This window comes from Desulfovibrio legallii (assembly GCF_900102485.1).
GTDB lineage: Bacteria > Desulfobacterota > Desulfovibrionia > Desulfovibrionales > Desulfovibrionaceae > Desulfovibrio > Desulfovibrio legallii_A.
Genome location: NZ_FNBX01000024.1, coordinates 1 through 24,796, shown reverse-complemented (window position 1 = coordinate 24,796; position 24,796 = coordinate 1). Strand labels below are relative to the sequence as shown.

Here is a 24,796-nt window from a genome sequence, read left to right as displayed (position 1 = left end):
TGCTGTCCTTATCCGTAAGCCGCTGCGCGGCAACGGCTAAGGCAACGTCATGTGGGAAAGTAGGCCGTCGCCAAAGATTGCTCCTACCCCCCAGGGCGCCCCATGGCCATGGCGGCTTTTGCAAAGAGGGCGATTCCGGCCATGGGGCACAACGGCAGTCCGCCGTCGGTTCTTCAGTTCTTGCCGTGTTTTTTACGCCAGGCTAAGATGGAGAGGAACTCAAATCCGAGATTGGCGGCCACATAGGGCGTAAGCTCCGCAGGGTCAATGGCGGGCAGCACCTCCACGATATCGAATCCTACAAAATGCACCTCGTTCAGCGCCCGCACAAGGCGCAGCACTTCCCAGGTGGTGAAGCCGCCCACTTCCGGCGTGCCGGTTCCCGGCGCATAGGCAGGATCCACAAAATCGACGTCAAAGGTGCAGAAAACCTTTGTCCGCCCCAGGCGCTCCAAAATAGCCTTGATAACTTCGGCCAAACCCATTTCGCGCATAACGTGCGCCGGCAGCACCTTGAAGCCGAGCTCGGCGGCAACTTTAAAATCATCAGGATCATACAGCGAACCGCGCATGCCCACCTGGATGGAGGTGGCAGGGTCGATCAGCCCTTCTTCCAGCGCCCGCCGGAAGGGTGTGCCGTGGTTGTAGGGCTGGCCGAACACGGCCGTATTCAGGTCCAGGTGCGAGTCAAAATGGAGCAGGCTCACCTTCCCGTGCCGGGCTGCTATGGCCCGGAGTTCCGCCAGAGTTATGGAATGGTCGCCGCCCAGCGCCAGCGGGGTGACCCCCGCCGCCAGCAGCGGCGTCATGAATTCGGTGATGGCCGCATACGAAGGCTCAATGTAGCCGGGCACGATATTGACGTCCCCAAAATCGCCGCCCCGCAGTTCGTTGAGGATATTGACCTCAAAGATGACATGATTGGGCTTGATCATGCTGGAGATGTTCCGGATGGCCGCGGGCCCGAAGCGTGAACCCGTGCGGTAGGAGCTGCCCGTATCAAAAGGGATGCCGAAGACCGCAAAATCCATGCCCGTGGGATCGGCCATACGCGGCAGCCGCATAAAATTCCCCGTATTGCAGAATCGGGGCGAAGAAGCGGCGCTGGGGGGTTGCACAAACTGTTGCATAGTGACCTCTATCCTTTATAAACTACATATTTTACGTCAGAAGGTCGGCACTGCTGCCCGTTGATGGGCAGGATGTCCTGCGGGCAGGCGGACATGACCACGACGCAGTCAAAACTGGCCTCCAGCACCACATAGTCGCCCGCTTTGCTGCGCGGCGGCAACCACGAGGCCTTATTGTCCACAATGGGCGTGTTCATCCACAAATTCAGGGGGCTGGGGCAGAAGTCCACCCGGATGCCCAGGCCGCGCAAGGCGGCGTACATGTTGTCCGTGCAGTTGGCGTGGTAACCCTGCACGCCGAGTCCCATGTAGCGATAGATGTCGCAGGCGGCCATAAAGGTGTCGTGGGCGCCGTTGCTTGTGTCTTCCAGCATGGTCAGCACGGGCCTGCGGCGGTTGGTCGCCAGCCTGTCGCCGGGTCCGGGCACGCCCTTGTTGAGATCCGGCCGCACATGCTGCATGGACATGTATTCCAGTGGATCCCGCAGGTTGAAGGCCCAGGTGTCCACCACCTGCTGCCCGGTGATATTAACGATTTTGATGCGTTCGCCCGCGCGGACAATGGCGGCAGCGCCGCAGCGTGCGGGAATGGTGATGTACTCGCTCATGGCTTCCTTCCTTTTTGTTGGTGCGCGGCGCTTCAGCGCCGTTTTGGGCTGCCCGCTTCAGGCCACATGGCCGTTGCGCTGCGTCCAGCCTTTTAAAAAGGCTGTCAGGCGCGGGCTTTCCGGCGCGTGAAAAATTTTTTCCGGTGGCCCCTGCTCAATCACCTGGCCGCTTTCCATAAAGACCACCCTGTCCGCTACCTCCGCAGCAAAGCCCATTTCGTGGGTAACAATAAGCATGGTCATGCCGTCGTCCGCCAGGCGCCGCATCACCTGCAGCACGTCGCCCACCAGCTCCGGGTCAAGGGCGGAGGTGGGCTCGTCAAAAAGCATAATGCGCGGCTCCATGGCCAAGGCGCGCGCTATGGCCACCCGCTGCTGCTGCCCGCCGGAAAGCTGGGCAGGGTAGCTGCGGCATTTCTCGGCCATGCCCACCCGCTCCAGACACTGCATGCCTTTTTGCTCCGCCTGGGCCTTGCTTTTCCCGGCTACGGAGATCAAGGCCTCCGTGACGTTTTCTATGACGGTCATATGCGGCCAGAGGTTGAAATGCTGGAAGACCATGCCGAGATCCCGGCGGCATTCCCGTATCCGCGCCTCGCTCGCCCTGCGGCGGGTGCCGTCGTAGTGCTTCTCATACCCCATCAGGACGCCGTCTACGCAGATTTCCCCTGCGTCATAGGCGTCCAGAAAGTTCACGCAGCGCAACAGGGTGCTTTTTCCCGATCCGGAAGGGCCGATAAGGCAAACGACCTCGCGCGGCAGCACTTCCAGGTTTATGCCTTTGAGCACTTCTTGCTGGCCGAAGTATTTGTGCACATCGCTTATCCGGATGGCGGGGGTGGTTATGGTTTCCATGTGAACTCCTTTTCAGCGCGTCAGGTGGCGGCTCAGCCGCGCCTCGGCCCCGCGGCACAGGGTGGCCACGGCCTCAGAGATGATCCAGTACAGCAGGGCCAGCAGGCACAGGGGCATGACGATCTCAAAGCTCGCATTCATGATGCGGGTGGCGGTCTTTGTAAGCTCCCCCACGGTGATGATGGAAAGCATGGCGGAGTCCTTGATCAGGGTAATGCTCTGGTTAACGCCGGGCGGCAGCACCAGGGGGGCCATCTGGGGCAGCTCAATGCGCCACAGCCTGCGCCACGGACGGATGCCGAGGCTGACGGCGGCCTCGCGTTGTCCGGCGGGGATGGAGGCAAAGCCCGCATGAAAAATTTCGGCAAAATATGCGCCGGCGTACAAGGCCATGCCCAGGATGCCCGCCGGTTCGGCATCCAGCACAAGCCCTACCTGCGGGCCGCCGTAATAGAGCAAAAAAAGCTGGATAAGCAGCGGCGTCCCGCGAAAGAACTCCACATAGCAGGTAAGAGGGCCGCGCGCCCAGCGCATGGACCGGCGCGCAAGCTCCACCGTAAATCCCAGGATGACGCCGCCAACGATAGCCATGGCGCTGATGCGCAGGGTCACTTCAAAAGCGGCGACGAAATCCAGCCCGTTTTCAGCGATAAACGTTCGCCAGGCGGCAACCGCGGTCATAAGGCCGTCCATATCAGCCCCTCCCCTTTAAGCGCGCGCCCAGGCGGGCAATAACAAGGCAGACGGCCAGGTAGCAGCAGGCCGCCCCCAGGTACACCTCCACCGGGCGGTAGGTGACGGAGACCAGCTGCTCGCTGCGCCGCATAAGCTCCGTGACGCCGATAACCGAAATGAGGGACGAGTTTTTGAACAGGATGAAGCATTCATTGACCAGCTCCGGCCAGGTGAGAGAAAGCACCTGCGGCAGCTGGATGCGCGTCAGGATGCGCATGCGGCTCAGCCCCAGGGTTTTGGCCGCTTCAATCTGACCGACGGGGATGGAATTGAAGCCGCCGCGGTAGATCTCCGCCTGAAAGGCGCTGGTGTTCAGGCCCAGGGCCAGCACGGCCGCCAGCAGAGAGGGCAGCTCCCAATTGAAGGAGGAAGGCAGGTAAAAAAGCAGCAAAAGCAGCACCAGCACGGGGATGCCGCGCAGAAAGCTGATATAGACCCCCGCCGTCCAGCAGACCCCCCGCACGCGCGACCGCCGCATCTGGCAGACCATAATGCCCAGCGCTACGCCAAGCAGGATGGCGGCCGCGGATACCAGGACGGAGGTGACGGCCCCGCGCAGCAGATCCGGAAAAATGGAAAGGATAAATGTGAGTGTGTTCATAAAGGCTCAGTGTGGGATGAGGTGAACAAAACCCTCTGCAGCCGGGCGCGCGGCGCGCCCGGGCCGGCCTCAGCGTCTGCGCCGGGCCGCGTTGGCCGCCAGAAAGGCAAAGATTACGGAGGCCCCGGCCAGAGCTGTAATGCCCGCCGCATCCTTGTCCGGCAGAACTTCCACCAGATCCATGCCGATAGTGCGGCAATGGCTGCAGATGCCGCGCACCAGCGTCATGGCTTCATAGGTGGTGAAGCCCTCCACCTCCGGCGTGCCGGTTCCCGGCGCATAGGCCGCGTCCAGAAAATCCACGTCAAAGCTCAGAAACACGGGGGCGTCGCCCACTCGGGCCAGGGCCTCGCGTATCACGGCCTCAAGCCCCAGGGCGTGGGCCTCATGCCCCATAATGATGCGCAGCCCTTGTTGTCGGGGCCAATCCAGGGCCTTGCGGCTGTACAGCGGCCCGCGGATGCCGATCTGTACGGAGCGCTCCGGCAGGATCAGGCCTTCGCTGATGGCCCAGTAAAACGGCGTGCCGTGATTGTAGGGCTTGCCGTAGTAGCTGGGGAGGGTGTCGCTGTGCGCGTCAAAATGCAGCAGGGCCACGGGGCCTTGCGCTTCTTTGACGGCGCGCAGGTTGGCCAGGCTGATGCTGTGGTCGCCCCCGAGAATGACGGGCAGGGTGTTGGCGCGGAAAAAAGGCAGCAGGCCGGCAGTAATGGCCGTAAAACTTTCCTCCATATAGCCGGGGATGGTGTCTATGTCGCCATGGTCCGCAATGCTGAACGCTTCGGTCACGTCCACGTCCAGTTCCGGCGAGTAGGGTTTGAGCAGCGTTGAGGCCTCGCGGACGGCAGCCGGGCCAAAACGTGTGCCGGGCCTGTAGGAGACGCCGCTGTCAAAGGGCACGCCGATGATGGAAACGTCGGCCGGCGCTGCCCCGGCCGCGGCCGCGGGCTGACGCATAAAGGTGCGGATGCCGCAAAAGCGGGGGGATTCCAGAGAGTTGACCGGGCACATTCTTATTTCTCCTTTGCTTCCCGGAGTTCCGGCCTGGGGGGGGGGCCGGAACTCCGGGCGAGGGGCGGCGTTGTCAAAGAAGGCTATTGTACGGGAACCGGCAGGGTGGTGGGCACGTCCATGCTGAATCCGAACCACTTCTGTTGCAGCTCTTTCATCTTGCCGCTGGCCATGAGCTTGCGCAGGCCTTCATCAAAAAAGGCCACCAGCGAAGCACTGTCGGCATCCTTGCGCCCGGCCCAGGAGAAATAGACCTTGGGTCCGAAGGGGGGCGTGATGATTTTGAACACGCCCGGGCGGCGCTTGATGACGTCCGCCAGGTTGGGGAAGGACTGGGCCACGCCGTCAAGCCGTCCGGCGGCGAGGTCGGCGTAGGCTTCATCAAAGGCTACATATTCCTTGGCCTTGATTTTGTCCTTGCCGCCCATCTTTTCGGCAAACTGCCGCAAAGCGGCGATCTGCGCCGAACCGGTCTGGCTGCCCACGGTTTTGCCGAGCAGGTCTTCCGGCTTGGTGCAAGGGCTGTCCGCGCGCACCAGCATGGCCACGGTGGCGTCGGCAATGGGCACGCTCAGGGCGTAGCGGGCGTAGCGCTCCTTGGTGGCGGTAACCGAGGTGACGATATAGTCGAATTTTTTGGCGCTCAGGCCGGGCAGGATGCCCTGGAAGGGGATGTCCACCCGCTTTACCTTGACGCCGGGCATGTCTTTCATGATCAGCGCAAGCAGGTCCGCGCTGTAGCCGACGATTTTGCCGTCCTCCATGTACTCAAAGGGAGCGTAGCGGGCCTCGGTGCCGATAACGATCTCTCCTTTGGCCTTAACGTCGGCCAGCAGGTCGGCCTTGGCCGCCTGAGGACCCAGGATGACGGCACAGGCCAGGGCGGTTGCCGCTGCAATGTGGCGAAATGTCGCGTTCATAACTGCCTCCATAGGGTTTGGGTGTCAGCATGTGCTGTGTTTATCCGCGCCGGGATATCCGTGCGCGAGCCGTTTCCCCTGGCGGATTACACCAGGCACAACAAGGATTTTTTTAAACCATTCATAGAGAGCTCCCTTGAGGTTTGGGCGTCAGCGCCCAAGGCTGTCGCCATAGACGTCCGGACGCCTGTCGCCGACGATGTTGTTGAGGCTGCCCCACTGCCGGGCCAGGCGGGTTTCCTTGATGTTCACCGCCGCATAAAGGATTTCTTCTGCGCTGCCGGAGGCCGGTCCGGCCAGCGGCCAGCCCTGCGGCCCCACAATGAGGCTCTGCCCGATAAAAGGCTGGTTGCGCTCCGTGCCGCAACGATCGGCGCAGATGATGTTAAGGGCATTTTCCCCTCGCCCCACAGATGGACCTTGCGAAACGTGCCGATGTATCCTTCGGGCCCCACCAGCACGGCCGCGTTGTACAGGCATGCCCCTGCCCGTTCGCAGATGCCGGCGGCCACATGCACGCCCAGCCGTTGCGCCGCGTCCGCCCAGGCGGTCACCGTGGGGCCGTCCGGGACGCTCTCAGAGAGGGCAAAGGCCTCCTCGCGGCTGTTGAAGACATAGCCGCTGTTGCACAGCTCCGGCAGGACTATCAGCACGGCCCCGGCTGCGGCGGCTTCTTGAATTTTTAGCAGTGATTTTTTTATGTTCGCTTCCTTAGCGCCGATTTCCGGCGCCATCTGCACGGCTGCGACCCTGTAGGAAGGAAATTTCACGGCATCGGCGGCATGCGACATAACGGTACTCCTTGACAAACAATCTTCGGCAGCAACAACCAGGCGTAGAACAGGGCTTACACCCCATACCAGTCGGCCAGGATGGCCATATACACGTCCACTGCACGACAGAGCTGCGGCACCGCGCACCATTCGTTGGTCTGGTGGGCGACGCCTTGTTCGCCGGGGCCCAGGATAATGATGGGCAGCTCCGGCTTGGCCAGGCGCAGGGAAGCCCCGTCTGTGAAGAATTGCGACGTCACGGGGGCGGGCGTCTGCCCCGCCGCGCCGTGGGCCAGCCGGGCGACCCGCCGCACCCACGGCAGGTCGGGCGGCGTCCAAAGGGAGGGAACGCGCGTCAGCACCTCCACCCGGCAGGCTTCGCCGGCCAGATCGCGGATGTCCGCCAGGACAGCGTCCTGATCCTGGCCGGGCACAGTACGGATATCCACGGTAAGCCCGGCGGCGTCCGGCACCATGTTGCAGCCGGAACCGGCGTGCAGAGTCGTCAGCGTCAGCGTGGCCGGGCCCATCTGGGGGTGCCGCCACCTTCCCGCATCATAGGCCTGAATGCGGGCGGCCACGGGCAAAAGCCGGGTCAGGGCGTTGTCGCCGAGCTGGGGCATGGAGGCATGGGCCGCATTGCCGCTGGCCGTGACCCGCAGCCATAAGGCCCCTCTGTGCCCGACGCTGGGGAGCAGGGCCGTGGGCTCCGCCACTATGGCCGCCCCCACGCCGGCCAGTTCTTCCGGGCGGCGTTCGGCCATATGCCGCGAGCCCAGGCAGCCGACCTCTTCGCCGCCGTAGAGGTGCACGCGCAGGTCTTGCCCCGGCCGCAGGCGGGGCCGCATGGCCGCCGCCGCGCAAAGCAGGGCCGCCACGCCGCCCTTCATGTCGCAGCTGCCGCGTCCGTAGAGCCTGCCTTGCCGTTCGTCCGCCTGCAGGGGCGGCGTGCGCCAGCCGGCAGCGCGTGCGGTTACCGTGTCAATATGCCCGGCAAGGCACAGCCCGGGAGACTCCGGCGCGTCCAGAAGCCGGGCGTAGAGGTTGGCGTGGGTTGCGTCGAACCTGTCCAGCGTCACCAGAAAACCCGCCGCGCGCAGCGTGTGGGCCGCGGCCTCCAGGCAGGCAGCTTCATTGCCGTTTTCCGGCATGGTGTTGCAGGCCACCAGCGTCTGCGTCAGCCGCAAGACGTCCGGCGGGGGGGCGGTGCAGCCTGCCTCGGTTCGTGTGGCCACGCTCAGTCCTCCACAACAAAATGCACAGGTTGCGGCGTGCAGCCCGCGCCGTTGACCGGGACCATATCCTGCGAGCAGGAGGTCATTACCGCCACGGCGTCCAGGGCCGCGGCAAAGGTCACGTATTGTCCGGGCCTGCTCACGGGCGGCTCCACAACCATTTTGTATCCGTCCACGATGGGGACGTTCATAAAAAGGTTGATGGGCTGGGGCAGCTCCGGCGCTTGCAGGCCCAGTTCCGCCAGGGCCTCATGAAAATTGTCCGTGCAGTTGCGGTGGTAGCCCGCGTACCCCTGGAGCTGGTAGCGGTATACGTCGCAGGCTGCAAAAAGCATGTCGTGCAGGCCGGGCGTGGTGTCCTCCACCAGCCGGACGATGGGGCGGCGCTTGTTGGTCACCAGGTCGTCCCCCACCTTGGGCATGATCTGCATGAGATAAACGCGGGCATGCTCCATCGACATGAATTCGTGCATGTCTTCGGCATTGAACACCCAGAAGTCCACTACCTGGCTGCCGTGGGTGTTAATGATTTTGAGCTTCTGACCTTTTTTCAGGCGGACGGCCTTGCCGTGATACGCCGGAACTTCAATAAGCTGTGACGGCATGACGGGTACTCCTTGCCGGACGTTTTGCCGGGGCTGCGTGTAGGTTCGCCGCGCGCTGTCCGGCATTCTGCGTGAATGAAAAGAAAATTTTTGCCAGTTTATTTTCAAGTTATTCAAGTTTTCAAAAAATATTTACTTAAATTCAAGCAAAAGGGGTGCCAAGCTGCGGCGCGCCAAGCGGTTTGCTTCAGGGATATGGCATAACAGGCTGGCTTCGCAGGTATTTTTTTTGAGCTCTGCGTGGGGGCGCAGAGTGCGGTGGGGCTGGGCGGGCGTTGTAGCCTGCAATTTGCGGATATTTTAGTCTTTTTTTGTTTTAGACGGGACAAAAATGTATTTTAATTCAATTTCAGATGAAACTTGAATTTATGGCAAAGAGGAGTGTATGCTGGCCTTGTCCGGCATGAAGACGCGCTTCAGGAGCCAGATAATGGACATGAATATTCAGAATATAGGGAAACGCCTGCGCCGCTTGCGCAAGGCCAAGGGCCTGACCATGCGGGAATTAAGCGGCATGGTCGGCTGCTCGGAAAGTCTGCTTTCCAAAATTGAAACGGATAAGGTAGACCCTTCCCTTAAAACGCTGCACAACATTACCACGGCTCTCGGGGTCTCCATCAGCGCCCTGTTCAGCGAGCCGGAGCCCACAAGGGTCGTCTACAGGAGCAAAGAGCGCCCCCAGCTGCGCATGCCCGCCAAAACGCACGGCGGCGGCGTTGTGCTGGAGAGGATCATCCCCCATACCCCGGACCATATGCTGGAGTGCAACATTCACATTATTGCCCCCGGCGACGGCAGCGATGGCTCCATCGGCCACGAAGGCGAAGAGGTGGGCTATGTGCTGGAAGGGCAGGTGGAGCTGGTGGTTGACGGCGCGAGCTATATGCTTTCGCCCGGCGATGCGTTTGCGTTCCGCTCCGAGCTGCCGCACAGCTATATGAACAAAGGGACAGTCACTGCCCGCATTCTCTGGACAAATACGCCCCCGACCTTCTGAACAGGAGGCGTGCCCCGCATGGGGCGCAGCCCGATTGACGCGCGCGCCGCAGGGTCCATGGGGATGCAATACAAAAAAGTATCCCCCCAGACGCGTCTGCGGAACCGTCCCCGGCCTGGGGCTATTCCAGGCCGGGAGCGCTGCTGCGGCTTTTAGAGCATTTCAACGTTGAAATGCCCTGGCGGCTGCGCGAGCAGACGCCCGCTGTGGAGGCGTAAGCGCAACGGATTTGCGCTGTTAAGCGCCGAAATGAGCGTGCCTTAAACTTTGAGAATGCCTATTCTCAAAGTTAATCTGCTCTATGGGGGGGGATTTTTCGGGGGATTGCCCCCCCTCTACCTGCTGCCGGTGCTGATGCTGGTTACGCTCTGGCCTTTGGCCTGCACCTGCACGCCCTGGCCGCAACCCGCCAGCAGCAGGGCCGCAGCCAGAAAGGGCAGCAGGACGCGCGCGCGGCAGCGCGGCTCGCCTTGGGGGCGGTCGGCCTCTGCATTCGCAGGGCAGCCGTTGCGCCGCCGCGCGCCGCCCAAGGCTGTGGCCGCCTTACTGCCGCCTGGCCTCGCAAGCTGGCGGGCGCGGCGCTGCCGCGGTTCAGTCATGCGGTTTCTCCTGGGCCAGTCGGCCGCCGTCGGGCACGTCCTGCGTCACCCAGACATTGCCGCCAATGACTGCGCCCCTGCCGATGGTTACCCGCCCCAGAATGGTGGCCCCGGCATAAACCGTGACGTTGTCCTGCAGAATGGGGTGGCGGGGAATGCCCTTGGTCAGCGTGCCGTCGGGATTCTTGGGAAAGGACAGCGCGCCCAGGGTCACGCCCTGATAGAGGCGGCAGCTGCGCCCGATGACGGCGGTTTCTCCGATGACCACGCCGGTGCCGTGATCAATGAAAAATTCCTCGCCTATGGCCGCGCCGGGGTTGATGTCAATGCCCGTGCTGGCGTGGGCCATTTCCGAAATCATGCGCGGAATGAGCGGCACCTTGAGCTTGTAGAGCTCATGGGCGATGCGGTGGTGGAACATGGCCCGCAACGAAGGGTAGCAGAAGATGGTTTCGCCGGGGCTGGTGGCGGCGGGGTCGCCCTCATAGGCGGCCTGGGCGTCGCCGGCCAGCAGGCGGCGGATTTCCGGCAGGCGGTCCATGAAGGTCAGGGCCGCGTCCTGGCCTTCGGTTTCGCAGGAGGCGCAGGGATTTTCCTGCCCCGCGCAGCCGAAGCAGAAGCCGCGCACCACCTGTTCGCTCAACAGGCGGTAGATGCTGTCCAGGTTGGCGGCCAGGTGGTAGCGCATGGATTCGCGCCGCACCTGGGCCGGGCCGAAATAGCCGGGAAAGATGGCCGCGCGCAGGCGCTCCAGAATTTCCGCCAGATCCTTCAGGGAGGGCATGGCCGCGCCCTGGGCCGGGCGGTGCCACACGGCGTCCAGGGAATCGGGATGGCAAAGGCGTTCCACCAGGCTGTCCAGAAGGGGCATGCTGGTGGCGATGACGGCATTTTGTGTTTTCATAGGAAAAACATCCTGTTTTCTTCTTTTGTACACGGGGCGCGCCCGGGCCGCAAGGTGCGGGCTGTTGACAAAGGCGCGCGGCGGGATAAGCCTGAACCGGCGCGGCCCCCTGAGGAAAAAGGCTGGCGGCGCGCGGCCGCATCCGCTATTTTGGGCAGGCGCGGCAGCCGGTGCACCGCGCGGCGGCGCTGTCCGCGTCCATCGCTTGCATAAGGAGCATACCCGTGAACGTGCTTGTGACCCCCCGTTCTTTTGGCAAGAATAATCCCGAACTTTTCGACCGCCTGCGCGAGGCCGGGCTCACCGTGCTGCGCAACGATACGGGCGGCATCCTTTCTGCGGATCAGATGCGCGCCAAGCTGGCGGACTGCCAGGGCGTCATCCTGGGCGTGGACCCTCTGGACGCCTCCGTGCTGGCTGCCGCGCCGCAGTTGCGCGCCGTGGCCAAGTACGGCGTGGGGCTGGACAACGTTGATCTTGCCTACTGCAAGGCGCACGGCATTGCCGTTTCCCGCACTGTGGGGGCCAACAGCGAGGCCGTGGCCGACTACGCCCTGACCCTCATGCTGATGACGGCCCGCCGGGCGGCCCTCATCGACCGCCGCTGCCGCCAGAAAGACTGGGGCAAGATCACCAGCCTGGACCTCTACGGCAAAACGCTGGGCATTGTGGGGCTGGGCGCCGTGGGTCGCTGCGTGGCCCGCCGCGCCCGGGGCTTTGACATGAAGATCCTGGCCCACGACATTGTCTGGGACGGGGCCTGGGCCGCCGAGCACGGCGTGGAGCGCGCGGACCTGGACCGCATCTGCCGCGAGGCGGACTGCATCACGCTGCATACGGCCCTGACCGATGAGACCCGCCAGTGCATCAATGCCGCGCGGCTGGCCGCCATGAAGCCTACGGCCATCCTTGTCAACACGGCGCGCGGCGGCCTGGTGGACGAGCAGGCCCTTTTGGATGCCCTGCGCCAGGGGCGGATCTACGGCGCGGGGCTGGACGTGTTCAACGCAGAGCCCCCGGCGGATCCGGCCTGGTACGCGCTGGACAACCTGGTCATGGGCTCGCACTGCGCGGCCTCCACGGCCGGCGCAACCGCCGCTATGGGCCATATGGCGGTCGACAATCTGCTGTGCGCCCTGGGGCTTGCGCAGTAGAGCTTTTCACGTTTAAACGGCTTTGGCGGCGGTGCGGGCCGCCGCCCGCGCAAGGGCGCAAGCGCCGCTTTGCCGGCAGTAACGCGCCGGAGCGGACGTCTTGCTTGCCCTTGCGAGCGCATGTCGGCAAAGGCAAGATGTGCCGCGCCTTGCAGGCCTGAGCCTCGCCCTTCCGCCAACGCATGTGGAGGCCCCTCCTGTCCAGTGCGGACAGGAGGGGCCTTCTGCTGTGCGCTCAGGGGGCAAAGCCCCGCGCGCTGCTGCGGCAGCGTTTAGGGCATTTCAACTTTGAAATGCCCTGGCGGCTGTGTGAACAGACGCCCGCTGTGGAGGCGTAAGCGCAATTTATTTGCGCCGTTAAGCGCCGAAACGAGCGTGCCTTAAACTTTGCGAATGCATATTCGCAAAGTTACTCTGCTCTAGTCAACCTTGAAGAAGGCCGCTGCGCCGCCGCCGCACACGGGACAGGCGTCACAGGGGCCTTCGTGGGTGTAGCCGCAGATTTTGCAGACGTAGTAGTCCGTCGCGGGCAGGCCGCCGGGGTTCTCCAGGGCCTTTTTGTACAGCTCGGCATGCACGCCTTCCACCTTGTTGGCGAATTCAAAGTACTTGGCGATGGCGTTCTGGCCTTCTTCCTTGGCTTCCTTCACCATCTCTGGGTACATCTGGGTAAATTCGTAGGTTTCGCCTTCAATGGCGGATTTGAGGTTGGCGGCGGTATCGCCGATCTTGCCCGCATTGCGCAGGTGGGCATGGGCGTGCACCGTCTCGGCGGCAGCGGCGGCGCGGAACAGCTTGGCCACCTGGGGCAGGCCTTCTTTGTCCGCCGCCTGGGCAAAGGCCAGATACTTGCGGTTAGCCTGAGATTCGCCGGCAAAGGCCGCCATGAGATTGTCCTGGGTCTTGCTCATTGTCTTCTCCTTGTTGCAGGTTGTTATTAATTGCGAACGATTCCTGTTTAACGAAGTGTGCACCGCTTGTAAAGGGTTTTGCGCAAAATTTTTTGCCTTTCCGCCATTGCCAGGCGCGGCGCGCCCCGCTACAAAAAGGCATGCCTTTCCAGCCCGCAACCAGCCGTCCCGCCGCCTCATGAGCGCCCCTGCCGCCCGGTATTCCGTACCCGCGGCGGGGCCTGAAGCGCCCCACCGCACGGAGCTCGTCATCCGGCGCAGCCGGTTTGTGACGCTCTGCGCGCACACCCCGGGGCCCGCGGCCGCGCGGGCCTTTGTGGAGGCCGTGCGCCGCCGCCACGCGGACGCCACCCACAATTGCTGGGCCTATGCCGCCGGCGCGCCGGGGCACACGGCGCAGGTGGGCTCTTCAGACGATGGCGAGCCCCACGGCACGGCGGGGCGTCCCATGCTGCAGGTGGTGCTGTACAGCGCGGTGGGTGAAGTCTGTCTGGTGGTCAGCCGCTGGTTCGGCGGCGTGAAGCTGGGCACCGGCGGCCTGGTGCGCGCCTATCAGGACAGCGTACGCCGGAATTTAGAAACGCTGCCCCTGCGCGAGCGCGTGCCGCAGGTGCGGCTGGCGGTCACCCTGGACTACGCCTGCCTGGACGCCGTGCGCCACCTGCTGCCCGCCTACGAGGCGGTTCCCGTTGCCGAAGCCTACGCCGCGCAGGCCAGCCTGACGCTTGTGCTGCCGGAGGAGCAGGAAGCCGCGCTTCGCGAAGCCCTGGCCGGCGCGAGCAATGGCCAGGCCCGTTGCGTCCGCGCCGCCCCTGACGCTGCGGACGGAACCCTGCCCTGACGCGCCGCGAGCGCCATTCTGAGTTACAGCGGGCATCCGCCCCCCTGCGCAGCAAGCGCTTCCCGCCGGCCGCAGGCTGCGCCCGCGCTCGTGCCGCTGCAGCGCGCGGGGCCAGGGCCTGCGGTGCTACGCGCCCAGATATGCGGCCTTGATTTCCGGCGTGGCGGCCAGCTCCGCGGCGGTGCCCGCAGCCACGATGGAGCCCGTGTCCAGCACATAGCCCCTGTCAGCCACCTGCAGGGCCAGGCGGGCGTTCTGCTCCACCACCACTACGGTGAGGCCCTCGCTGTTGAGCTGCTTGAGGGTGCGGAACATATCATACATGAGCAAGGGGGAGAGCCCCATGGAGGGTTCGTCCAGCAGCAGCACGGAGCAGCGGGTCATCAGCGCGCGGCCCACGGCCAGCATCTGCTGCTCGCCGCCCGAAAGGGTGTCGCTGCGCTGGTGCATGCGCTCGCGCAGCCGGGGGAAGAGTTCAAACACGCGCGCCACGTCTTTCTGAATGTCGCCGTCCTTGCGGGTCCAGGTGGCCAGTTTGAGGTTTTCGCTTACCGTGAGGTTGCCGAAAATGTGGCGGCCTTCGGGTACCAGGTCCATGCGCAGGTGGGCCACCACATGGTGCGGCTCGGTCTTGAGGATGGATGCGCCGTTGAAGCGGATGTCCCCGCTGAGCACCGTGGGCGATTCCGGCGGGGGCAGGCGCATAACGGCCTTGAGGGTTGTGGATTTGCCCGCGCCGTTGGCGCCGATGAGGGTGACGATTTCGCCCTTTTCCACATGAAAGGAGATGCCGTGGAGGGCTTCTATCTTGCCATAGCCGGCGTACAGGTTTTCAACTTCCAGCAGCATTACACGTTCTCGTCGCCCAGGTAGGCTTTGATGACATCGGGGTTGGACTGGATTTCCTGCGGCGTGCCGCGGGCGATGGTCTTGCCGAATTCCACCACCATAATGTCCTGGCAGAGGGACATGACCACCTTCATCTGGTGCTCGATCATCCAGATGGCAATGTTAAATTCGTCGTAGATCCAGCGGATGTGCTTGATAAGCCCGTCCACGTCGGCGGAGTTGAGCCCCGCGGCCGGTTCGTCCAGCAAAAGCAGCTTGGGGTCGGTGGAAAGGGCGCGGGCCAGCTCCACCCGGCGCTGCAGGCCGTAGGGCAGGTTTTTGGGGCACTCTTCCGCCACGTCGGCCAGTTCCATGATTTCAAGAATTTTTGCGGCCTTGTGGCGCACGCGCTTTTCCTCGCGCAGGTAGCGCGCGTCGTTGCGCCAGACGTCCAGCAGGCTGTAGCCCAGGCGACAGTACTGCGAAACGCAGATATTGTCGGTGACGGTCATGTCGTTCCAGAGGCGGATGTTCTGGAAGGTGCGGGCCATGCCCATGGCGGTGACCTGGTGGGGCTCCAGCTTGCGGTTGTAGACGTGACCGTCAAAGACGATCTGCCCCTCGGTGGGGTGGTAGAAGCCTGAGGCCAGGTTGAAGACCGTGGTCTTGCCCGCGCCGTTGGGGCCGATGAGCCCTACCAGCGTGTGGTCCTCAATGGCGATGGAAAAATCCGTCAGCGCGATGAGTCCGCCGAAGCGTTGCGTGACTTCTTTCATTTCAAACAGTGCCAAGGTCAGCTCCCGCAAAAGTTGTCGGTGCGATGGGGAAGGGGCTAGTCCGCCTTGCCGATGGTCAGCAGGCGCTTGAGGCGGGGGAAGACCTGCGTCAACTCCCGGTTGCCCAGAAGCCCTTCGGGGCGGAACTGCATGAGCAGGATAAGGATGAGGGGGATGATGACCCACTTCCATTCCTGGCTGATGGCGAAATTGTCCGGCACAAAGGGCACATGCTGCAAAAGGTCGCTCAGGGCCGGCAGGGCGAAGCGCAGCAGCTCGATAAGCAGGGTGAACATGATGGCCGCCAGCACCGAGCCGGAAAGGGAGCCCATGCCCCCCAGGTAGACCATGACCATGGCCTCCGTGGACTTCATGATGCCGAAGCTGTTGGCGTAGATGGAGCTGAAAAGGTGGGCGTAGAGCGCCCCGGCCACCCCGGCGATGCCGGCGGAGACCATAAAGGCCGTGAGCTTCACCTTTTTGGTGTTGACGCTCATGATTTCCGCGGCCACTTCGTTCTGGCAGACGGCGGGAATGCCCTTGCCCAGGGTGCTGTTGACCAGCCGGTAGAGCAGCATGACGCTGGCCATGACCGAGAGCACGATCCAGATCATCATCCAGGGGATGTCGGCCACCCGCTCCATGGCGCGCACAACCCCGCGCATGCCGGAAAGGCCGCGCGGGCCGCCCACGGCGTCGATATTGATGATCAACGCGATGATGATGTAGTTGGCCGCGATGGTGATAATGGCCAGGTAGTCGTCCCTGGTTTTGAAGGAGGGCAGGGCCACCAGCAGGCCGAACATGGCCGCCGCCAGCCCGGCCACGGCCAGCACGCCGGGAAAGAGCAGCGGCGCCAGCTCCGGCGGCAGCAGGGGCGCGCCCAGCAGCTTGTTTTTGGTGAAGAGCAGAATGGTCAAAAGCCCGCCCACATAGGCCCCCACGCACATGAAGCCCGCGTGCCCACAGGAAAATTCGCCCATGTAGCCGTTGACCAGGTTGAGGCTGGCGGCAAAAATGACGTTAAGGCCCATGAACTTGATGACCGAAAGCCAGTAGCCGTCGATCCAGGAATAGTATTCGGCCAGCACCAGCAGGGCGCCGCCCAGAAGAAAGATGAGGCAGTCGATCTTTTTTTGCCGCAGGGCGCGCTTGAGTGCGTAACCGAAGCAGAGCACGGCAAGGATCAGAAGAGCCGCTTGTACAAAAACTGTCAGCATCGGACGCTCCGGCTAGATTTTGGTCGTCTGCGGCATGCCGAAAATGCCCGTGGGCCGCACCCACAGGATCAGCAGCAGGATGGTGAAGGAGAACAAATCCATGTAGGTGGAGGGCAAAAAGGCCACCACCATGATCTCCACAAAGGCCAGCAAAAAGCCGCCCACAAAGGCCCCGCGGATATCGCCTATGCCGCCCACCACGGCGGCGATAAAGGCCTTCCAGCCCAGCATGGCCCCCATGTAGGGCTCCAGGTTGGGGTAGCACATGGCAAAGAGCATGCCGCCCAGGCCCGCAATGCCGGAGCCCAGCACAAAGGTCGTCACAATGACACTGTCCAGGGGGATGCCCATGAGCGGCAGGGCGAAACGGTCCCAGGAGACGGCCCGCATGGCCATGCCCACCTTGGTGCGCGTGACCATAGTCTGCAGGAGGACAAAAACCACCACTGCGGCCAGGATAACCCAGAGCTTGAGGTTGGTGACCACCAGGGGGCCGATGGAGTAGACCACTTTGTCCACCATCTCTGGCAGTTTGCGCTTCGTGGCCCCCAGCAGGGCAAGGTTGCCGTTTTCCAGAATCAGGCCGCACATGAGGGCCGTGATGACCACATACAGGCGGTGGGCCCCCTTGCGGCGCAGGGGCCGGTAGGCGATGCGCTCAAGGGTAACGCCCACCAGGGCTGTGAGCAACATGGTAAGCGCGATGGTCAGCCAGAGGGCGACGGGCTTGGACAGCCCCACGGCGGGGGAAAGCAGATAGGTGGCGACGAAAAATGAAATATACGCGCCCACCATAAAGATATCGCCGTGGGCGAAGTTGATGAGGCGCAGCACCCCGTACACCAGGGTGTAACCCAGGGCGATGAGGGCGTAAAAACTGCCCCATTGCAGGGCGTTGAGCATTTGTTGCAGCAAAAAATCCATGGCTTCCCCGCTGGACTGACGGTTGGGGGGCGGCACGGCCGGGGCGGCGTGCACTGGCGCAATGCAGCGCGGCCCGCCGTGGCGGGCCGCGCTTAGGTGCAGGCGTAAGGGTTATTTGGGGCAGACCGATTCCACAAAGGCAAAGGTGCCTTTGTCCGTCACGCGCACGATAACCGCACACTTGATGGGATCACGGTTGGCGTCAAACTTCATGCTGCCCGTAATGCCGTCAAATTTGGCCATGTTGGCCATGTTGTCGCGGATGATCTTGCGTTCTTTTTTCAGATCCGGGTCGATTTTGCCGGCCTGCTGGATGGCGTTCAGCACGATATTGATGGAGTCCCAGGTGAGGGCGGCCACGTCGTCCGGCACATAGCCGTATTTGGCCTGATATTTGTCGATGAATTCCTTGGTCTTGCCCGTAGCGCCCTCGGCGGTGTAGTGGGTGGAGAAATACTGGCCCACGCAGTCTTTGCCGCAGAGGTTGAAGAGCTCGGCCGAACCCCAGGCGTCGGAGCCCATGAAGGGGCCCTTGTAGCCCAGGTCGCGGGCCTGGGGCACGATCAGGGCCGCAAAGCTGTAGTTTTCAGGCACAAAGATGAAGTCGGGCTTGGCCGCGATGATCTTGGTGAGTTGGGCGGAGAAATCCTGGTCCTTGGGGCCGTGAGATTCCATGGCTACCACGGAGCCCTTGCCGTGCACTTTCTCAAAGGCTTCCTTGAAGTTGTCGGCCAGGCCCTTGGAGTAGTCGTTGGAGACCTCAAAGACCACGGCGGCCTTTTTAGCCTTGAAGGTCTTGGTGGTGAAGTCCACGGCCACAGGCGCCTGGAAGGGATCCAGGAAGGCCCCGCGGAAGACCCAGGGGCGGTCCTTGGTGGCGTCCGGGTTGGTGGACCAGGGGGTGATCAGGGGCACTTCCTCATCGTTGGCCACGCCGCCGGCGGGCACGGCCTGGCGGGAAGACTGCGGGCCCACAATGGCCAGCACCTTGTCGCGCTCAATGAGCTTCAGGGTGACGTTGACGGCCGATTCGGGCTTGGATTCATTGTCTTCGTAAATAAATTCCAGGGGGTACTTCTTGTCGCCCACCTGCAGGCCGCCCTTGGCGTTGATTTCTTCCTTCAGCATTTCGGCCGCGTATTTGGAGCCCTCGCCCACCTTGGGGATCTCGCCGGTGAGGGGGATGGGAAAGCCGATTTTGATCGGCGCTTCCGCGGCTATGGCCGCATGCCCCACAAACAGGGACAGGGCGCAGGCAGTGGCAACTTGCAACAACTTCATGAAGGCCTCCCGAGTGTTTTTGACGGACACGGTATAACAATATTCCCTACCACAAGGCAGCCTAAAGCAAAAAGCATTCCGAATCAATAACCACGGGGAAAAGCTCAAGAAACTGCCTGTTAGCCCTTGCCGAAAAGCACGCTTTGGTAACTTTGTCCTCCTGAAAGTCTACCGGAAGGTGGAAAATATACCGTAATCAAGTGTCTTTTTCTTTTGTCATAAAGCGCAACGCAAGTCAATTTTTTCAGGGCTTGCCAGGGGGGCGCGGCCGCATGGATCGGGGCGGGAACGGCGCTGGGCGGGAAGGGGCGGCAGGCAAAAAAAATTGTGTCCGTCCGGCGGGGAGGCGGTTCAGGACTTTGCGGTCTTGTCCTGGCGTGCGCCTGGGGGGGGCTGTGGCGGCGCAACGGCGCTGGGAGGGGCGGACGTTTTGTTGCGGACGTTTTGTTGCGGCAGGGCCCGGTCCGACAGCAAGAGGCCTTGGCGCGCGGCTTCTGCCGGGCCGTTGGGTCGCCTGTCTTGGGGAAGCGGCCTCCGGCCGTTGGCCGCTTCGTGGGGGGCGCGTTTTCCGTTCAGGGGGTTCGGTCAGGGGGGCCTTGCGTATAGCCGGTTGCCACATAAGCTACAAAAACGTTGATTTTTACAAAGCCCTGTGCGCTGCCAGAGGTATTTTTTCAGGAAGTTTATTATATCTATGCATATTATATAATAAAATATTTATTACTAAATGGTAACTTTCTTCGCCGGGCGCGCCGGGGGCAAGGGCTCTGGGCCGCTGCCGCCCGGCGCGCTGTGGATTTTTCCCGGCGAGGCCGGGGCCGCGTCGGCCGCGCGTTCGGCTGCCCATTGTGGGGCCGTTCCGCGCGGCTTTGGGCGCCTCTTGCTCAGGCCCCCAGCTCTGCCCGCACCTGCCGGGCGGCGGCCACCATGTGCTGCAGGGCGGGCCAGGCCTCTTCCCAGTGCCGGGTCTTGAGGCCGCAATCCGGGTTGACCCAGAGCCGTTCCTTGGGGATATGGCGCAGGGCGCGGCGCAGCAGGCCGGCGATCTCCTCCGTATCCGGCACGCGCGGGCTGTGGATGTCGTATACGCCGGGGCCCACCTGGTTGCGGTAGTCATAGCGGGCAAAGGCGTCCAGCAGCTCCATGCCGCTGCGGCTGGATTCGATGCTGATGACGTCCGCATCCATGCGCGCGATGGCGGGCAAAATAGCGTTGAACTCGCTGTAGCACATGTGGCTGTGGATCTGCGTGCCGGGGGCCGCCACGGCGGAGGTCAGCAGGAAGGCGTCCACGGCCCACTGCAGGTAGGCGGCGGCCTCCGCGCTGCTGCCGGGCATGCCCTCGCGCAGGGCGGCCTCGTCGATCTGAATGATCCGGATGCCCGCGGCTTCCAGGTCGGCCGTTTCGTCGCGCAGGGCCAGGGCTATCTGGCGGCAGACCTGCTCGCGGGGGAGGTCGTCGCGTACAAAGCTCCAGCAGAGGATGGTCACGGGGCCGGTGAGCATGCCCTTCATGGGCTTGCTGGTCAGCGATTGGGCGTAGACGGACCAGCCCACGGTCATGGGGGCCTTGCGGTACACGTCGCCGTAGATGACCGGCGGCTTGACGCAGCGGCTGCCGTAGCTCTGCACCCAGCCGTTGCGGGTAAAGCAGAAGCCGCCCAGCTGCTGGCCGAAATACTCCACCATATCATTGCGTTCGGCTTCGCCGTGCACCAGCACGTCCAGGCCCAGCGCCTCCTGCCGCTGCACGCAGTAGGTAATTTCCGCGCGGATGGCGGCCTCGTAAGCCTCCCGGCTCAGGTCGCCGTTTTTCCAGGCCCGGCGGGTCTGGCGGATGGACGCGGTCTGCGGAAAGGAGCCGATGGTGGTGGCGGGCAGCAGCGGCAGTTTGAGCCAGGCGTCCTGCGCTGCCCGCCGCGCCGCCGCGGGCGCGGTCCGCCGCAGCATGTCCGGCGTTACGGCGGCCGCCCGCTTCCGCACGGCGGGGACCACGGCTTCGGGGTGCGCGCGGGCCTTTTGCAGCACGGCGGCGTTGGCTGCCAGCAGGTCCGCACCGGATCCCAGGGCCACGGCTTTGAGGTCCGCAAGCTCCGCGCACTTCTGCACGGCGAAGGCCAGGCGGTCGCGCACCTGCGGGGGCAGATCCGTTTCGTCCGCCGCGTCTACAGGGCAGTGCAGCAGGGAGCAGGAGCTGCCCAGCAGCACGCGCTCCGGCCCCAGGGCGCTTACGGCCCGTTCCAGCGGCGCGCGGGCGCGGGCGTAGTCGGTCTTCCAGATGTTTCGGCCGTCCACCAGCCCCAGGGAGAGGGCCATGCCTTCCGGCAGGCCGGCCAGCACGGGCTCCAGCTGGCCGGGGCCGCGGGTCAGGTCCAGGTGCAGGGCGGCGCAGCCGCTGCCCAGGGCCAGGGGCAGATGGCGCGTGAGGGGCCCGAAGTAGGTGGTCAGCATAATTTTTCCCGGCGCGGCGGCGTTGAGGTGGGCGTAGGCCTCCGTAAAAAGCGCGGCGGCGCGGTCGGGCAAAAGCTCCGTACAAAGGACGGGCTCCTCCACCTGGATCAGCGGGCAGAGCGGGGCGAGCTGCGCCAGAAGCGCCGTATAGGCAGGCAGGACGCGCTCCAGCAGGGGCCAGGGGTCCGTGCCCTGCCGGGCCTTGGCCAGGGCCAGCCAGGTAAAGGGACCGATAAGGGCCGCCTTGGGGCGGAAGCCCTGGGCGCTGGCGCGGCGCACGGCCTCCAGCACAGGGTGCGCGCCGGGCGTCCAGGGGGTGTCGGCCTCCAGCTCCGGCGTCAGGTAGTGGTAGTTGGTGTCAAACCACTTGGTCATTTCCAGGGGCGGAATGTTGCGGCCGACATGGCCGCGCGCCAGGGCAAAATACCGCGCCGCCGGCGTATCCTCCGCGCAGGGGGCAAAGCGGGCGGGCAGCGCACCCAGCATGAGTGTGGCGTCCAGCATGCGGTCATAAAAAGAAAAATCACCGCAGACGACCATGTCCAGCCCGGCGGTCTGCTGGATGGCCCAGTGGCGGGCCTCCAACGCTTCGCGCACGGCGTGCAGGGAGCTGACGTCCGTTTCGCCGCGCCAGAAGGCTTCCAGGGCGCGCTTCAGTTCGCGCCCCTTGCCGATGGAGGGAAAGCCAAGAATGTGGGTTTGCATGGAAGATCCTTTCAGGCTTGCTGCGGGCGCAAAGAAGCGCCCGCAACGGGTGAAAGGCAGTCCACGTCACGCAGACCCGCGAAAACCCTTTTCGCGGGCGGGGGCTCGTGCCTGTACGCGAGACAGTGCTGCCGCGCCGCCGGAGCGCGACAAGCCCCGGCGGCAGTTGTGACAAGGCGTCTCCTGGCTTCCGGCCCCCAGGGCATGCGTGCGGCATGCCCCGCGCAGCGGCGGGCCTGCCTGTAAAAGGGGCCCGCACGCGGCGGCGACGCGCCTTCCCGCCGCTGAGCGGCCGTGGCGCGGCGCGGGTAACGCCGGTTACAGTGGCGCGCCCGCAACGGATTTGCACCGTTTTCCGTTTCTTATCACAATATCCGGATACATTGATATATGCAGGCCGCGCAGCTGTCAAGCCGGGCCCGCAGCAAGAGCGGGGCCTACAGTCCTGGCTGCGCGCCCTGCGGAAAAGGCGTACCGCGTTTTGCGTTGCCTCTGCCGCCGCCAAGCGCGGCCTGGCCTTTCAAAGCCCTGCAGGCGGCAATGGTGAAGGGAATATTTATTGTTGTAAGACGGCTTTCTCCTGGTCATTTAATTCAGCTGAGCAATAAAAATATTTATAAATCATTACATCGTCGGAAATATCTATGCAAATTCCACACGAGAATGACGTATCATTATACGATAATGTCGTCGTTTTATTGTCGAGTCGTGTCTTATATAAAGGATTGCCAAGTTTTTTATAAATTTTTTTTGAGTGATCGCCAATTTTTAGCTTTGAATACTCATAAAGTATTTTTTCAAAGCTGGGGTTCTTAGTTTGTGTTACCGGTGTCGGTGTAAAGTGTGCGTATGGAAACCCTTCAGTATAGATAAATTTTTCCAAGGTTCCATTTTTGTCAAAAATAAAGCTGGCAGTCTTCTGTTCGAGCTCCACTTGGGCAACGCCTGAAAAAAATCCAAAACTTTTTGTATTAGTATTCCAGTATGAATATATATAGGAGAATTTTGCATCGTCGCGCACGAGTTTTCCGGTCGGCTTTTTAAATTTTTTCAGGATATCAATGTTTGTTGTTCTCCCTGGCACTGCAAACTGACTGAGGCTTTGCTGCGTTTCTTTGCCTATGGTTTCGGACTTGTTTCTAGGGCCAATCATGCATCCTGAAAGAACCAGCATGATGCCTATTGCTATAATTTTTTTCATTTTCCCCTCTTAATCATCCAAAAAAATCTCTTCTACGGTGTTAATGAGATCCCAGGCTGCGTCGACGATGACGGATTCCCATCCGCCTATGCCGCCGAACAGGCCTTCGTGCAAATCTTTGTTTGTGGGGATACGGGCAAGGCTGTTCCCAGCTTCAATGCCGTTATTTCCCTGTATGGCTTCACACATATGCGCATGTATAATTATGGAGGAGTCAAAGGAATTAGTGAATTGTCCGGCAAAATATCTTCCGGCGGCGTTTCCAGGTCGATAGCTGATGATGTTAACGTGGATGACATAGTGGTTCTTGCCATCGTTTTCTGCGGCAAGAACGCCGAGTTTTTGCAGCCTTTCTGAGGCTTTTTCCTGAAATATTTTCCCCACTTCTATTGTTTCATCATCATCTGTATAGCGCGTATTCCCGACCACCAGAACATAAAACGCCACGGGCTGCACAACCTTTTCCTTGGCGTGTTTGTCCATAATGACAGTTTTCCTTGGGCTAGCGCATCCTGTTACAAATAGTGCGATAAAGAGTGCGATAATGATTTTTTTTATCGACATTGCGGCACCATATTTTTTGAAAATTATTTTTATCTGTTGGCTAAAACAATATGCAACAGCAATTTGCAGCTATACCATGTCTATCCCGGACTTAGCCGCAGCGTCGCTCATGATTTCAAGCGTGCGTTTGCGTTGTATTTCCACAGATTACATCTGCAACACTTTGTCAGGATAGGCATTATACGTTTCTACAACATGATTTATGGATACGGTCTGCGCTGGCGCGGCCGCGGCGGGCTCTGCCGGAGGCGTTGCCGTTGCGTGTGTTGTTGGAGCGGGCGCTGCCGCGGACGGGGTTTTCTGCGCTTCCTGGTATTTTTGCTGATCGCTGTAGGCCTGTGCTTCCAGGGCCTGGATTTCGTTTTTCAGGTTGGCCATGGCCAGCGAGGCGCTGGCTTCGGGGGCGGCTGATTTGCTGCGCTTTTGCCGTTTGCGCGTTTTGGCGGCGGGTTTGTTTTGCTGCGCCTGGCGTTGGCTGCGGCGTTCTTCCACTGTAGGCAAAGGCTGCAGGGAGGTGTTTTGCTGCATAGCCTCTGTCAGGAGAACCGTGTGGAATTCGGCATCGCGCTGCGCGAGCAACACCTGAGAATTATTTGTTATCTTGCCTAATTCTGTGATGCCTGTACGGATTTCGGCATAACGTTTGGCGGTTCTTCCGGGTTTTCCGTGGGTAACCCCTGTCAGGAACTGGCCGGGTAGAGGTTTAGACCGCCACAGAAGAAGTAGATGGCTGTCTTGAAATGCTCCCGGTTCCTATAACCGCAAGCCTTCCTCTTGATGGCCATGATCTTGCTGTTGAGGCCCTCGGCCACGCCGTTGGTGATCCTGTGGCGGCAGAAGGTCAGGATGTTCTCAAGATGTCTCTGAATCAGTCCGCCCACTTTGCGCATTGGGGCAAGATCTGACCTGTTCACCCAGACCAGCCATCGCTTCACAAAACGTCTGGCCCATCCCGTGCTCAGGTACTT

Annotated in this window: 26 protein-coding genes and 1 riboswitch; of the genes, 3 read left to right on the top strand and 23 right to left on the bottom strand. The window is 62.2% G+C overall.

Translation table 11 applies throughout. The annotated features are described in order from the left end of the window. Positions 1-173 precede the first annotated feature (173 nt). The 10 genes from speB (BLS55_RS11270) to BLS55_RS11225 form a co-directional block, all read right to left on the bottom strand. Positions 174-1,064 (bottom strand): agmatinase, encoded by an 891-nt coding sequence (gene speB, locus BLS55_RS11270; protein ID WP_257243234.1) that lies wholly within the window; start codon positions 1,062-1,064, stop codon positions 174-176. Positions 1,065-1,138: 74 nt separating this feature from the next. Then, positions 1,139-1,738 (bottom strand): DUF1989 domain-containing protein, encoded by a 600-nt coding sequence (locus tag BLS55_RS11265; RefSeq protein ID WP_092155259.1) that lies wholly within the window; start codon positions 1,736-1,738, stop codon positions 1,139-1,141. 57 nt (positions 1,739-1,795) lie between these two features. Beyond that, positions 1,796-2,593 carry an amino acid ABC transporter ATP-binding protein gene (locus BLS55_RS11260; protein WP_092155257.1) on the bottom strand — a complete coding sequence of 266 codons (798 nt, stop codon included), beginning with the start codon at positions 2,591-2,593 and terminating at the stop codon, positions 1,796-1,798. Between the two features lie 12 nt (positions 2,594-2,605). Continuing rightward, entirely contained in the window at positions 2,606-3,286 is a 681-nt protein-coding gene (locus BLS55_RS11255; protein ID WP_092155255.1) for an amino acid ABC transporter permease, read from the bottom strand. A gap of 1 nt (position 3,287) precedes the next feature. Then, the gene (locus tag BLS55_RS11250) at positions 3,288-3,929 is read right to left on the bottom strand and encodes an amino acid ABC transporter permease (RefSeq protein ID WP_092155254.1); all 642 of its coding nucleotides are present in this window, start codon (positions 3,927-3,929) and stop codon (positions 3,288-3,290) included. 69 nt (positions 3,930-3,998) lie between these two features. Continuing rightward, positions 3,999-4,940 (bottom strand): agmatinase, encoded by a 942-nt coding sequence (gene speB / locus BLS55_RS11245; RefSeq protein ID WP_092155252.1) that lies wholly within the window; start codon positions 4,938-4,940, stop codon positions 3,999-4,001. An 83-nt stretch (positions 4,941-5,023) separates the two neighbouring features. Next, entirely contained in the window at positions 5,024-5,860 is an 837-nt protein-coding gene (locus BLS55_RS11240; protein WP_092155250.1) for a transporter substrate-binding domain-containing protein, read from the bottom strand. A gap of 248 nt (positions 5,861-6,108) precedes the next feature. Beyond that, positions 6,109-6,651: a nitrilase-related carbon-nitrogen hydrolase gene (locus BLS55_RS11235; RefSeq protein WP_218970746.1), complete on the bottom strand. Its 543-nt coding sequence runs from the start codon at positions 6,649-6,651 to the stop codon at positions 6,109-6,111. A gap of 56 nt (positions 6,652-6,707) precedes the next feature. Then, positions 6,708-7,868: a M20 family metallopeptidase gene (locus BLS55_RS11230; protein ID WP_092155248.1), complete on the bottom strand. Its 1,161-nt coding sequence runs from the start codon at positions 7,866-7,868 to the stop codon at positions 6,708-6,710. A gap of 2 nt (positions 7,869-7,870) precedes the next feature. Beyond that, on the bottom strand, positions 7,871-8,473 hold the full coding sequence (locus tag BLS55_RS11225; RefSeq protein ID WP_092155246.1) for a DUF1989 domain-containing protein: 603 nt from the start codon (positions 8,471-8,473) through the stop codon (positions 7,871-7,873). 430 nt (positions 8,474-8,903) lie between these two features. Here BLS55_RS11225 and BLS55_RS11220 point away from each other — a divergent pair, with 430 nt between their 5' ends. Then, on the top strand, positions 8,904-9,470 hold the full coding sequence (locus tag BLS55_RS11220) for a cupin domain-containing protein (RefSeq protein WP_218970745.1): 567 nt from the start codon (positions 8,904-8,906) through the stop codon (positions 9,468-9,470). A 335-nt stretch (positions 9,471-9,805) separates the two neighbouring features. Here the strand turns inward: BLS55_RS11220 and BLS55_RS11215 are convergent, their stop codons facing one another. Together BLS55_RS11215 and epsC are read right to left on the bottom strand one after the other, a co-directional pair. Further along, a complete protein-coding gene (locus tag BLS55_RS11215) occupies positions 9,806-10,069 on the bottom strand; it encodes a hypothetical protein (RefSeq protein WP_092155244.1) in 264 nt (87 codons plus the stop codon). Continuing rightward, the gene (gene epsC, locus BLS55_RS11210) at positions 10,062-10,973 is read right to left on the bottom strand and encodes a serine O-acetyltransferase EpsC (protein WP_092155242.1); all 912 of its coding nucleotides are present in this window, start codon (positions 10,971-10,973) and stop codon (positions 10,062-10,064) included. Before epsC ends, BLS55_RS11215 begins: the two co-directional genes overlap by 8 nt. Before the next feature lie 224 nt (positions 10,974-11,197). Here epsC and BLS55_RS11205 point away from each other — a divergent pair, with 224 nt between their 5' ends. Continuing rightward, positions 11,198-12,127, top strand: a complete 930-nt coding sequence (locus BLS55_RS11205) for a phosphoglycerate dehydrogenase (protein ID WP_092155240.1) — start codon at positions 11,198-11,200, stop codon at positions 12,125-12,127. 419 nt (positions 12,128-12,546) lie between these two features. Here BLS55_RS11205 and BLS55_RS11200 read toward each other — a convergent pair whose 3' ends face one another. After that, positions 12,547-13,038, bottom strand: a complete 492-nt coding sequence (locus BLS55_RS11200) for a rubrerythrin family protein (RefSeq protein ID WP_092155239.1) — start codon at positions 13,036-13,038, stop codon at positions 12,547-12,549. Positions 13,039-13,216: 178 nt separating this feature from the next. Between BLS55_RS11200 and BLS55_RS11195 the strand changes: the two genes are divergently transcribed. Further along, the gene (locus tag BLS55_RS11195; RefSeq protein WP_092155237.1) at positions 13,217-13,879 is read left to right on the top strand and encodes a YigZ family protein; all 663 of its coding nucleotides are present in this window, start codon (positions 13,217-13,219) and stop codon (positions 13,877-13,879) included. Between the two features lie 126 nt (positions 13,880-14,005). Here the strand turns inward: BLS55_RS11195 and BLS55_RS11190 are convergent, their stop codons facing one another. The 10 genes from BLS55_RS11190 to BLS55_RS11150 all read right to left on the bottom strand — a co-directional run. After that, positions 14,006-14,728, bottom strand: coding sequence for an ABC transporter ATP-binding protein (locus BLS55_RS11190; RefSeq protein WP_092155235.1), 723 nt, complete (start codon positions 14,726-14,728; stop codon positions 14,006-14,008). Beyond that, positions 14,728-15,498 carry an ABC transporter ATP-binding protein gene (locus BLS55_RS11185; RefSeq protein WP_092155264.1) on the bottom strand — a complete coding sequence of 257 codons (771 nt, stop codon included), beginning with the start codon at positions 15,496-15,498 and terminating at the stop codon, positions 14,728-14,730. The genes BLS55_RS11190 and BLS55_RS11185 overlap by 1 nt, the downstream gene beginning before the upstream one ends. Before the next feature lie 41 nt (positions 15,499-15,539). Next, positions 15,540-16,703, bottom strand: coding sequence for a branched-chain amino acid ABC transporter permease (locus tag BLS55_RS11180; RefSeq protein WP_092155233.1), 1,164 nt, complete (start codon positions 16,701-16,703; stop codon positions 15,540-15,542). A 12-nt stretch (positions 16,704-16,715) separates the two neighbouring features. Next, positions 16,716-17,627, bottom strand: a complete 912-nt coding sequence (locus tag BLS55_RS11175) for a branched-chain amino acid ABC transporter permease (RefSeq protein ID WP_092155263.1) — start codon at positions 17,625-17,627, stop codon at positions 16,716-16,718. A 111-nt stretch (positions 17,628-17,738) separates the two neighbouring features. Next, on the bottom strand, positions 17,739-18,908 hold the full coding sequence (locus BLS55_RS11170; protein WP_092155231.1) for an ABC transporter substrate-binding protein: 1,170 nt from the start codon (positions 18,906-18,908) through the stop codon (positions 17,739-17,741). 884 nt (positions 18,909-19,792) lie between these two features. Continuing rightward, on the bottom strand, positions 19,793-22,063 hold the full coding sequence (gene metE, locus BLS55_RS11165; protein ID WP_092155229.1) for a 5-methyltetrahydropteroyltriglutamate--homocysteine S-methyltransferase: 2,271 nt from the start codon (positions 22,061-22,063) through the stop codon (positions 19,793-19,795). A gap of 164 nt (positions 22,064-22,227) precedes the next feature. Further along, positions 22,228-22,458, bottom strand: a riboswitch (cobalamin riboswitch). A 161-nt stretch (positions 22,459-22,619) separates the two neighbouring features. After that, positions 22,620-23,264, bottom strand: coding sequence for a hypothetical protein (locus BLS55_RS11965; protein ID WP_143339564.1), 645 nt, complete (start codon positions 23,262-23,264; stop codon positions 22,620-22,622). A 9-nt stretch (positions 23,265-23,273) separates the two neighbouring features. Continuing rightward, positions 23,274-23,747 (bottom strand): hypothetical protein, encoded by a 474-nt coding sequence (locus BLS55_RS11160; protein WP_092155227.1) that lies wholly within the window; start codon positions 23,745-23,747, stop codon positions 23,274-23,276. Positions 23,748-23,975: 228 nt separating this feature from the next. Then, entirely contained in the window at positions 23,976-24,410 is a 435-nt protein-coding gene (locus tag BLS55_RS11155) for a hypothetical protein (protein ID WP_143339563.1), read from the bottom strand. Positions 24,411-24,508: 98 nt separating this feature from the next. Then, the coding region (locus tag BLS55_RS11150) for a transposase (RefSeq protein WP_143339562.1) at positions 24,509-24,796 on the bottom strand (288 nt) is incomplete at its 5' end.